Source organism: Luteococcus sp. H101, from assembly GCF_038433155.1.
Classification (GTDB): Bacteria; Actinomycetota; Actinomycetes; order Propionibacteriales; family Propionibacteriaceae; genus Luteococcus.
The window spans coordinates 14,169-24,624 of record NZ_JBCDMW010000034.1; the positions used below are offsets into that span (position 1 = coordinate 14,169).

The window sequence follows — 10,456 nt, forward strand, 5'->3', positions numbered from 1 at the left end:
CTCAGTGCAGCACGACGGTGCCGGTGGGCAGCACCAACTCCGGGGTGCCCTCCTCCTCGGCGCCCTGGCTGGAGACCTTGTCGAACAGGATCTTGATGGTCTGCAACCCGATCTTGAGGTCCAGCATCGGGGAGTAGGTCTTGATGTAGAGCAGGTCGAAGTTCAGCTTGGCCTGGAAGTCGCTGGCGTACTTGCCGTAGACCTGCGCATAGCCGGTCACGCCGGCGCGCACATTGTGCCGCAGCGGGTAGTGCGGGTTGATCTCGGTGAACTGCTGCACGAAGAAGGGCCGCTCCGGCCGGGGCCCGATCAGGCTCATGTCCCCGCGCAGCACATTGATCAGCTGCGGCAACTCGTCGATCCGCAGGCTGCGCAGGTACTTGCCGACGCCGGTGACCCGGGCGTCATTGCTGGTGGCCAGCATGGGGCCGGACTTGGCCTCCGCATTGGCCGCCATGGAGCGGAACTTGAGGATCTCGAATTCCTTGTTGTCCTTGGTGATCCGCACCTGCTTGTAGAAGACCGGGCCGGGGGAGGTCAGCTTCACCAGGACGGCGGTGACCAGCATGATCGGGCTGACCAGGATCAGGCCCACCAGCGCCGCCAGGAAGTCCCCGACGCGCTTGAGCAGGTCATATTCCCCGGGGATCTTGAACGGGCTGACCAGCACGATCGACTCGTCCTCGATGCTCATGATGTTGGGGTTGATCATCAGCAGCCGCTGGAAGTCCGCGGTCAGGAAGATCTCCTTGCCCTGCTCCAGCAGGTAGTCATAGACGTCGCGACGGGTGTCGTCGTCGATCTTGTCGCTGACGTGCACCGAGTCGTACTCGCCCAGCCGGTCCCGCAGGTGGGCGACGTAGTTGCCGTCGACGACGTGGGTCAGCTGGTGGCGCGGGCTGCGGTTGGACAGGAAGTTGCGCACCGCGCGGGACTCCTGGTCCGGGATCACCAGGCACATCACCCGGTTGTTGCCCCGCACCCTGCGGTAGACGCCGTAGACGATCACCCGGAGCACGGACAGTGCGACGAAGCTGACCAGCAGGTTGATTGCCAACACCCCGCGGGGGAAGGCGAACCAGTTGCCGGCAAAGGTGGCGGCCATGATGATGCCGGTCACGATGATTTGGTCGATCAGCGTGATGATCACCAGGTCCAGCCGGGTCTTGTTGTAGAGCACGTAGATGCCGGAGAAGACGCTGACCACCACGAAGCCGAGCAGGGCCCAGCTGAAGGTGGAGGTGACCGCCGCGAGGTTGCGCTTGGGCATCTCCCCGCCGAAGCGCAGCCAGACCGAGAGGAAGAGGCAGGCGGTGAAGACGGCCATGTCGGCCAGCACCATCAGCGATTTCTCGGCCTTGGCGAAATTGTCCTTGCGGGCCACGGACGTCCCTTCTGTGGTTCAACTCCCGGGGGAGGGTTCCGGCGCGCGGACTCCCATGGGTCGGCCGCCAGTCTACTTGCCCACCGCTGAGTGGCCCCTGTGCCACGACGGGTGGCGCGGGCCGCGTGGCCCCGGGGCGGTGTCATGGACTGTGTCAGACGTCCAGTTCTGGGAATCGACCCCGGGATTCCGCCCGCCCGGCGGGCCCCCGCGGGCGGTGGCGGGGCCCGGGCAGGTTGGCGGTCATTTTTCAGAATTGGACGGCTGAACAACCCCTGGTGATGTCGGGTGGGGTGCCGGGCTGGGGACGCGAATCGGGCCGGACACCCGGTGGTGTCCGGCCCGTCGTCGGGGCAGGTTACTGCTGGGCGGACTTCTTCGCCGTGTACTGCGTCACGGCCTTGTCCAGCGCGGCCTGCAGCTTGTCGGCGCTGGCCTCCAGGCTGAAGCGCTCGGTCATCAGCTGCCGGGCGCGGGCATGCCAACGGTCCATGGTGGCGGCATCGGCGTCACGCACCCGGCGGATGCCGGCCACCAGCTCCATCGGCTCCACCACGGCGCCCACCTCGTCGTCGGTGATCACCTTGCGCAGCGGCTGCTTGGCATTGGAGACCACCGCCAGGCCGGAGGCCAGGTAGTCGTATAGCTTGTTGGGGCTCATCCCCTTGTCAAAGACGCTCTGCGGGCTGACGGTGTGCAGGCCGACGTCGCCGGCCTTGAGCAGCCGCACCAGCTCCTGCTTGTTCACCTGGCCGTGGAAGCGGACATTGGTCAGGCCGCGGCTGGCCACCTCGTCGACGGCCCATTGCTTGCGGGAGCCGGAGCCAATCAGGAAGAAGTCGACGTCGGGCAGCTGCTGGGCGGCGTCCAGGATCAGGTCCAGGCCCACATAGCTGGAGTGGTTGCCGCTGAAGATGGCGGTGAACCGGGTGAAGCCCAGCTCGGTGCGCAGCTCCTGCTTGCTCTGGGGCACCTCGAACTCGGCCAGGTCCGCCCCATTGGGCACCACATTGAGCTTGGCGACGTCGATCCCCAGCCCGCGGAAGTGGTCCTCCCAGCCGTCGGTGACCGTGATGATCTGCTCGGCATTGCGGTACAGGGTGCGCTCCACGGCCACCAGCACCTTGTGCAGCGGGCTGCCGGCCTTCAGCGATCCGCCGCTGACCAGGCTCTCCGGCCACAGGTCACGGACCTCCATCACGAAGGGCTTCTTGCGCGCCTTGGCCAGCGCCATGCCCGCCACCGGCGCGAGGAGCTGCGGAGAGGAGGCGAAGACCAGGTCACAGTACTTGCCCAGCCCGGTGGCGAAGGCCTCGACGGCGAAGACGCCCCAGCCCAGGATCCGCTTGCCGCCATTTCCGGCATAGGCCGGCACCGGCACCAGGTTGAAGCGCGGGTCGACGGAGCTCATCAGCTCGCCGGTGGTGTGGTGCCGCTTGCTGGAGATGATCCGGAAGTCCCAGCCCTTCAACCGGTTGAACATGTCGAAGGTGCGGGTGATGCCGCCGTACTCCCGCGGGAAGGCGTACTGGTTGATCACCAGCGCCCGGCGGGTGCCGTCGGGCGTGCTCTGGCTGGGCTGGGTCATGAGGGGTCCCTTCTGTCCTGCGGCGGGCGGCGTCGCACCTGGCGCGACGGGCACCAGCCAGTCTAGGAGACGGCCGCGCCATCATGTCCCGGGCGTGGCCCGTGCGGGGCGGTGGCCGCGGGGGGCGGCTGCCCGACGAGCCGACAGGAGGCGCTGGTGGGGGCGGCGCTCGGTGGTGGACCGCCGGGCTTCAGGGGGTGCGCGACGACAGCTCGTCGGCCGCGCGATTTCCTGCCGGACAAGGAATTTCCCCGCCCTCAGGCTGTGTGTTGGCTGAAGGTGCATCCCTGCCTTCCGGCGGCAAAACGGGCTGACAAGCCGCTACGGCATTGGGTGGGGGGCATGGCCGGGTGAAGGGCTGTGTGTTGCCTGAAAGCGGGTGCCGGTGGTGGCGCTGCTGGGGCATCGTGTGGGGAGGAGATCCGGGTGGAGGGGGATCCTGCGCGCCCATCCGGGTGTTCGGGAACCGCGGCGGGGGCCGATAGCCTTGATCACGTGCGCACCAAGACCAATTCTCGTGGGGACGAGGGTCAGGTGCCGCGACATGACGACGGGGATGTTTTTGATTTGCTGCCATCGTAGGTCGGCCGAATGCGGATGCGGGCACTGTGCTCTGCCGCGGTTCGGCTGCGCGTGGACGGCGCTGATCAGCCGAACGGGGGGACGCGGATGACCGGTGCCGACGATCCCGCGCGCCCCGACAAGCTCGTCCGAGCAGCCCGTTCGGTGCACACCGGTGGCCTGTTCACGGCGCTGCGCGGCCGCATCCCCACCGTGATCGGCATGATCCTGCTTCCCCTGTTGATCGCCTCCACGCTGCTTTGGAGCACCGCCGGCGCCGGCGGCCGCGTGCACCGCGCCGAGGCGGCCATCGTCAACCTGGATCAGGGGGCCACCGTCGGCAAGGAGCAGGTGACCTTGGGGCAGGACTATGCCCGGCACCTGCGCCAGCAGGAGGCGCCCAATTTCTCCTGGCGCTACGGGGTCAGCGTGGAGGAGGCCGAACGCGGACTGGCGTCGGGCCAGTATTCCGCCGCGGTGATCATCCCCAGCGGCTTCTCGCGGGTGCTGACCGGCACCAGCGCGCAGGGCTCGGCGGAGAAGGCCACCCTGGTGGTGGAGCGATCCCCGGTGGCCGGCGTGAGCGACCAGGTGGTCTTCGGGCAGCTGTCCGACGCCGCAACCCAGTCCCTGTCCAGCTCGGTCACCAAGAAGTACCTGGACAACTTGTTCGTCACCTCCGCCGAGGTGGGTTCCGTGCTGGGGGGCACCTCCACCCTGGCGCAGGAGGCTGCCCTGGCGGCCGGCCGGATCGATCGCGATGCCAAGGGCGCGCAGCAGTCCTCCCGGGATCTGTCCAAGCAGGCCTCCTCGGCCTCGACGGTGGCCAAGGACGCCGCGGACAGTGCCCGTCGGGCCGCCACGACGGCCGCTTCCGCCGCCAGCCCCAGCGCCGGCCCCAGCGCCGTCAGTCCCGCCGTCGGAGGCGACGTGGCGGGGGCGCGCCAGCGGGCCGATGAACTGGCCAAGGCCTCCACCGCCAGCCAACAAGCAGCCGAGCAGGCCGCCCGGCAGGCCAGCGACGCCGCCGGCAAGGGTGCCGCGGTCCAGGGCAGCAGCGACGCCATGGCACGGGCCGCCGCCGCCAACCAGGCCGCGGCCAGCGCCTACACCGGAAAGGTGGGCCAGGCGGTGCGCCAGCAGGCCGAGCTGCAGGCCCAACTGGGCCAGCTGCAGCGCTCGCTGGGCAGCTATGTCAGCAATGTGCGGGTGGTCACCGATGCCGTGCAGCAGGTCAGCGGCCGGGTGGACGCCACCGAGGACGGCTCGGGGATCAGCGTCGGTCAGGACTCGACGGGTGGCACCGGCCCCAACCGCCCGCGCTCCGCGATGCTCGGCCCGGTGCGGGCCCAGAATGTGGGTGCCCGCACCCTTCCGCAGGGTCCGGCCGACGACGCGGCCGCCCAGCGCGATGCCCTGGTGAAGGCGCTGAAGACTGCTGCCGAACAACTGGCCACCAGCGGCCGGGAGATGGCGCCGCTGCGCCAGCATGCCGAGGCCACCGTGACCGCGGCGGAGGCCGTGCAGACCAGCTACCGCCAGCTGGTCAAGGACCTCCCCACCACCGAGGTGCAGGAGAATCCGGGCAAGGGCAATGGGCCCGAGGCCTGCCGGGCCCTTTCCTCCCCGTCGGAGCGCCAGGCCTGCAAGGTTGGCTACAACGCCGCCGTGCGGCAGGTGAACGCGGCCCTGGACACCAGCCGTCTGGCCGCCACCGCCGAGGTGATGGTCAGCCAGAGCAAGGCCACCCGCGACGGTCTGGCCGGCCTGCAGAACTCCAGCAGCACCACGGCCAAGGAATTGCTCGAGATCGCCCGGCAGTTGCAGGGGCTGACGGTGGTGGTCACGGTTGATCCGACGCCCAGCACCCAGCCGACTCCCTCCCGGAGCCCGGACCCCTCCCAGACTCCCTCGGCGGAATCCTCCTCCACTCCCGAGCCGAGCCGGACCCCGTCGGCCGAGCCGACCGCCCCGCCCACCGACAGCGCGGCACCCAGCGCAGAGCCCACCCCCAGTGCCACGAACACTCCCAGTGCCACGGACACCCCCGGAACGACGCCCTCTTCCGGCAGCGACCAGCCGAGCCCCACCGAGCAGCCCTCCTCGACGGCTGGTTCCAGTGACCAGCCCAGCGCCTCCACCGAGCCGACGTCGAGCGATGCCCCCAGTGCGTCCAGCCAACCCTCGTCGACGGATAGCCCCAGCGCGTCGACCCAGCCGTCGGACCCCGCCAGCCCTGGCACCGACCCCAGTGCCACGGCCACCTCCTCGGCGCAGCCGACCGCCACCGACGAACCCACGTCCTCCGCGACGCCCAGTTCGACGGACCAGCCGGTCCCGACGGATCAGCCCAGCGCCACGGATCAGCCGGTCCCGACGGATCAGCCCAGCGCCACGGATCAGCCCAGTTTGCCCACTCAGCCCGAGCCGACGCAGACCAGCGAGCCGGACCCCGGGAGCGGCCCCGAGCCCACCAGCGCGCCCGGGCCGGATCCCGCCGACGTCCCGTTGCCGAATGTCCCGGACCCCACCGTGCCGGATCCCGAGCAGCCGACCCTCGTCGGTCCGAAGCCCGGCACCTCCCCGACGTCGCTCAGCCCCGCCCCCGGCCAGAACCCGCCGGCCAATGCCGCGGTGGACAGTCTGCGCAGCCAGCGGGTCCGCGCGGCCATGGGTCAGCTCAATGCCAGCAGCACCACCGTGCAGCGCCAGCTGGACCAGCTGGGCAAGTCGCTGGCCACTGGACAGCAGGGTCTGGAGGGGGTCGCCAGCGGCTCCGACGCGCAGCGTGCCCTGAGTGACGGCGCCAGCTCGGTCACCCGGGCCAGCACCGCGCAGGCGTCGGTGGTCAAGCAGCTCACGTCCAGCCTGGACAGCCTGAACAAGGACATGGCCGGGCTCGGTGAGAGTCTCACCGGGCTGCAGAGCGGCGCGACCTCCCTCAGCCAGGAGCACACCCAGCTGAGCGACAATGCCACCAAGCTGGCCGGCCAGGTGGATTCGCTGAACCAGACCATCACCGGCCTGCAACGGACCACCCAGCAGGTGGCCACCGACGCCGGAACCGCGGCCACCCGCACCGCCGCATTGCAGGAGCAGATCAGTGCCCTGCAGCAGTCCAGCGGGATCGTCGACACCCGCACCAGTGCCATCGCGGAGGCGAGCGGTCAGCAGGCCAAGCGCGCCGACCGGGTGGCCAGCCAGATCTCCCAGGTGCAGGGCCAGGTGCCGGCCTTGGACACGGAGCAGCGGCAGAAGCTCTCCGACGTCGTCAGCCAGCCGATCGACACCTCGCAGAGCAATGCCTTCCGCAACATCGGCTGGATCAGCATGCTGATGCTGCTGTCCTTGTGGATTGGTGCCATGGGTCTGCACTCCACCCTGAACGGGATCAGCGAGCAGGCCAAGACCTCCCGGGCGAGCTCCCGACGGGTGTTGCTGGGCGAGATGGGTCCTTCCGCCCTGGTGGCGGTGCTGCAGGCGCTGACCGTGAGCGTCGCCGGGCAGGCGGCTCTGCACCTGTCGGCGGGGCGCTGGGCCGGCGTGACGGGTGTGCTGATCCTGGCCAGCCTTGCCTTTGCGACGGTGAACCACGCGCTGGTGGCCTTCCTGCGGGCCTTCGGCCGGCTGGTCGCCGCGGCGTGTGCGGTGATCACCGGGGTCACGGTGCTGACCCAGAGCCACCCGGCCGGGATGAACCTGCTGCTCAACATCTCGCCCGTCACGCCCGCGGTGGACGCGGTGCGTTCGGTGATGACCGGCGGCTCCTTCCCCGGCAGTTTCCTGGGGCTGCTGGCCTGGTTGGTGGTGGGTGCGTTGTTCAGCGCCCTGGCCATCCTGCGGGCCCGCTCCCCGGAGCCGATCCGGGTGCCCACCATCCACGACGAGGACTGAGCACCCCTTCGCAGGCGCTCGCTGATGCTTCGTCGCTCACGCTCGTCCGGTCATCTTCCGCCGCTCGCTGGCCGCCGCTCGGGTTTCGTTTTCCCGCGTCGGATCAATCCGACGCGGGAAAACCAAACCCGAGCGGGAGTGGACCTGAGCTGGGGACCGGCTTGGGCCGGAGCCCTGGAGGCTGGGAGTTGGGCCGGGCCTTGGGATCAGGGAGTTGGGCCGGGCCTTTGGAGCCGGGGGATTGAGCTGGGGGCTTGGGCTGGATCAGCCCCGGATCTCGTCGACCGTGACCGTGGTCAGCCGCACCTCGACGGGGATCTCGTCGCCCACGGCCACCGAGCCGGCGCCGGGCAGGAAGACCAGTGAGCTCTGCATGTGCGGCGGTTCCACGAAGAAGCGCTTCTTCCCGGCCAGGGTGTACGGGCTGAGGGCAAAGCCGAGCGCCTCCATCGAGCCGGAGACCATGGTGATGGCCCGCTGGCGCAGGGTCGCGGCCGACGTGGGGGCCTCCAGGGCGATCCCGTTGGCGGTGCCGCCGCTGAGCACCACCACCCAGCCGTCGGAGGGCATCCGTCGCTGCCAGTAGCCGACCCGCTCGCCCCGGCGGACCCGGTGCATGTCCAGCACCCGCGCCGTGGTGCGACGGGTCCTGGGCGCGCCCAGCCACAGCTTGGTGCCCACCCGCAGGTGGCAGTCGACGCCGACCTCATCGCGCAGGGTGTCGTATTCGGCGGCGGTGAGGTGGGAGAGCCACAGCGGGGCGCGGTGTGCGGCCAGTGCGGCGGCGGTCAGAGCCCGGGCCTCGCGCAGCCGGTCGTCGGCCACCATCGGCAGGTGGATGGTCCAGCCCGCCACCCGCAACTCGCCCAGCCGCTCGGCGGCGCGCTGCAGCTCGTCGACGCCCAGCCCGTGCCGACGCATGGAGGTCATCACCTCCAGCACCACCCGGGCACGCGGGTTGACCGCCTGCGCGGCGGCCAGATCATCCAGCCGGGCGATGGTGCTGATCACGTGCTCGTCGCGCAGGATCTCCTTGCCGTCGAACGGGCTCCACGGGGTGAGCACGACGACGTCGCCGCCCCAGCCACCCGCACGGACCGTGGCCACCTCCGGCTGGGTGCCGACGGCCAGCACCTGCGGCCCGTCGGGCTGCTGACTGAGCAGGGTGGCCTCCTGCGCCAGCCGCTCCAGGCCGTAGCCATAGCCATTTCCCTTGGCGACCGGCACCAGCCCGGGCGCCTGCTCGGCGAAATTGCGCAGGTGGGCGCGCCAGGCCTCGGTGTCGATCTGCAGGGCGAGGCTCACTGCTGGGCCTCCTCGCCGCGGGCCGGCTCGGCCGATTCCCGGGTGGGGGCGCCGGGAGAGAACTCCGGTTCCTCGGCCCGGGCCCGCTTGGGAGCTGTGGCCGCAGGAGCCTCGGCCCGGGCAATGGGCTGCTCGGCCTTCGCACCGTCGGCTGCCGCGCCCGGCTGGGCCTGTTCGCTTGGTGATTGTTCGCTCTGGGGTGCTTCCGGTTGGGCCGGCCCGTTCTGGTGCTCGTCGGAAGCGACGACGGCACCCTTGGCCGGCCGCACCTTGCTTGCCAAACCCTTGCCCGCCAACCCCTTGGCGGCGGCGGTCTTCTGCGCCACGGCGCCCTTCAGCTTGTCCCGGTTCATGTAGGCGTCGAAGGCCAGGTAGAGCGCCTTGTTGAGCGGCAGGTCCCATTCGCCCGGGTAGTCGACGGCGCGGCCGCCGGTGCCCACCTTGAACTGGATCAGGCCGATCTCCGGGTCGTCGGCGGCAATCCCCTCGGTGATCCCGCGCAGGTCGTAGACCGTCGCGCCGGCCGCCAGCGAATCCTGGATCATCTGCCACTGGATCCGGTTGCTGCCGCGCACCTCGCGCTTGGAATTGGAGCTGGCGCCGTAGGAGTACCAGGTGTGCTTGCCGACCCCGATCCAGGTGGTGGCGGCCACCACGTCGCCCTCGTGCTTGGCCAGGTAGACCCGCATCCGGTCTTCCTTCTCCCCGTTGAGTGCGTCCCACATGGTCTGGAAGTAGCCCAGCGGGCGGGGGTGGAAGTGGTCGCGTTCCGCGGTGACCAGGTAGACCTCGTGGAAGGCGGCCAGATCATCCCGGGTGCCGCGGATGATCTCGACGCCCGCCTTGTCGGCCTTCTTGATATTGCGTCGCCACAGCTGGTTCATCCCCTTGAGCACCTCGTCGGCGGTCTTGGGGGTGCCGTCGTCGTGGGTCAGCGGCAGCTGGAAGTTGAACTTGGGCTGTCCGGCGGCAAAACCCTCGCCGTCCTTGGGCGCCTTCCACCCGAGCTGGCGCAGGGTTTCGGAGACCTTGGCGACGTCGGAATTGGTGACGTCTGGGGTGGCCTGGCTGAGCCGGGTCAGGTTCTGGTCGGCGACGGCGGTCTTGATGGTGTCCGGACCCCAGGCGTGCTCGACGATGGCCGGGCCGATCCGCACCCCGAAGGCTCCCTTGGCCTTCACGTGCTCGGCCAGCGCGGTGAGGATCTCATCCAGGTCATCGCGCAGCCAGTCGACCACCGGGCCCTCGGGCAGGTAGGCCAGGTAGCGCTTCAGCTTGGGCAGCTGGCGGTAGAGCACCAGCCCGGCGCCGATCAGCTCCGAGCCGTCGAAGAAGCCCAGCGACTCCGAGCCCCATTCCGGCTTGACCTTGGCCCAGGCGGGCAGCTGCAGGAAGCTCACGGTGGTGGGGTAGTTGCGGTCCGCGGCCTTGGCCTCGACGAAGGCGAGGTGCTCGGCGGCGGTGATCTGGCGCACGGTGATCGTCACCCTTCGAGGCTACCGGAAGCCCACGCCCGCCTCACGGATCGACGCTGGGGCCGCACGCAAGCCGGATGTGGGCCGTCCTGTCCGGAGGGCACGCCAAAGTTGGCAGACTTTTTGCGATTTGAACGTGTCCAATCGGTTTCTGTGTCCACAGGGCCGCCAACTTTGGCAGCAGGTTGCCGCCGGCGGGGGCCTCGACGGGCGGATCGTCGACTTGTCGAATGGCGGCCACCGTGGTCA

The 10,456-nt window shown here is 69.8% G+C and carries 4 protein-coding genes and 1 pseudogene; 1 reads left to right on the forward strand and 4 read right to left on the reverse strand.

What is annotated here, in order from left to right:
• Nucleotide 1: 1 nt before the first annotated feature.
• A complete protein-coding gene (locus AAEX60_RS13665; protein WP_342104186.1) occupies nucleotides 2-1,342 on the reverse strand; it encodes a sugar transferase in 1,341 nt (446 codons plus the stop codon).
• Between the two features lie 400 nt (nucleotides 1,343-1,742).
• The gene (locus AAEX60_RS13670; RefSeq protein ID WP_342104118.1) at nucleotides 1,743-2,972 is read right to left on the reverse strand and encodes a glycosyltransferase family 4 protein; all 1,230 of its coding nucleotides are present in this window, start codon (nucleotides 2,970-2,972) and stop codon (nucleotides 1,743-1,745) included.
• Between the two features lie 669 nt (nucleotides 2,973-3,641).
• On the opposite strand from AAEX60_RS13670, the gene AAEX60_RS13675 reads away from it, so the two are divergent.
• Nucleotides 3,642-7,427 (forward strand): ABC transporter permease, encoded by a 3,786-nt coding sequence (locus AAEX60_RS13675; protein ID WP_342104119.1) that lies wholly within the window; start codon nucleotides 3,642-3,644, stop codon nucleotides 7,425-7,427.
• A 264-nt stretch (nucleotides 7,428-7,691) separates the two neighbouring features.
• Here AAEX60_RS13675 and AAEX60_RS13680 read toward each other — a convergent pair whose 3' ends face one another.
• Entirely contained in the window at nucleotides 7,692-8,732 is a 1,041-nt protein-coding gene (locus AAEX60_RS13680; protein ID WP_342104120.1) for an alanine racemase, read from the reverse strand.
• 341 nt (nucleotides 8,733-9,073) lie between these two features.
• Nucleotides 9,074-10,219 (reverse strand): annotated as a pseudogene (locus tag AAEX60_RS13685) (lipid II:glycine glycyltransferase FemX); the annotation flags it as partial.
• Between the last annotated feature and the right edge of the window lie 237 nt (nucleotides 10,220-10,456).

Coding starts and splice junctions, on each gene's coding strand:
- AAEX60_RS13670 (WP_342104118.1), bottom strand. CDS start 2,972: ATGACCCAGCCCAGCCAGAGCACGCCCGACGGCACCCGCCGGGCGCTG.
- AAEX60_RS13665 (WP_342104186.1), bottom strand. CDS start 1,342: ATGGTGCTGGCCGACATGGCCGTCTTCACCGCCTGCCTCTTCCTCTCG.
- AAEX60_RS13675 (WP_342104119.1), top strand. CDS start 3,642: ATGACCGGTGCCGACGATCCCGCGCGCCCCGACAAGCTCGTCCGAGCA.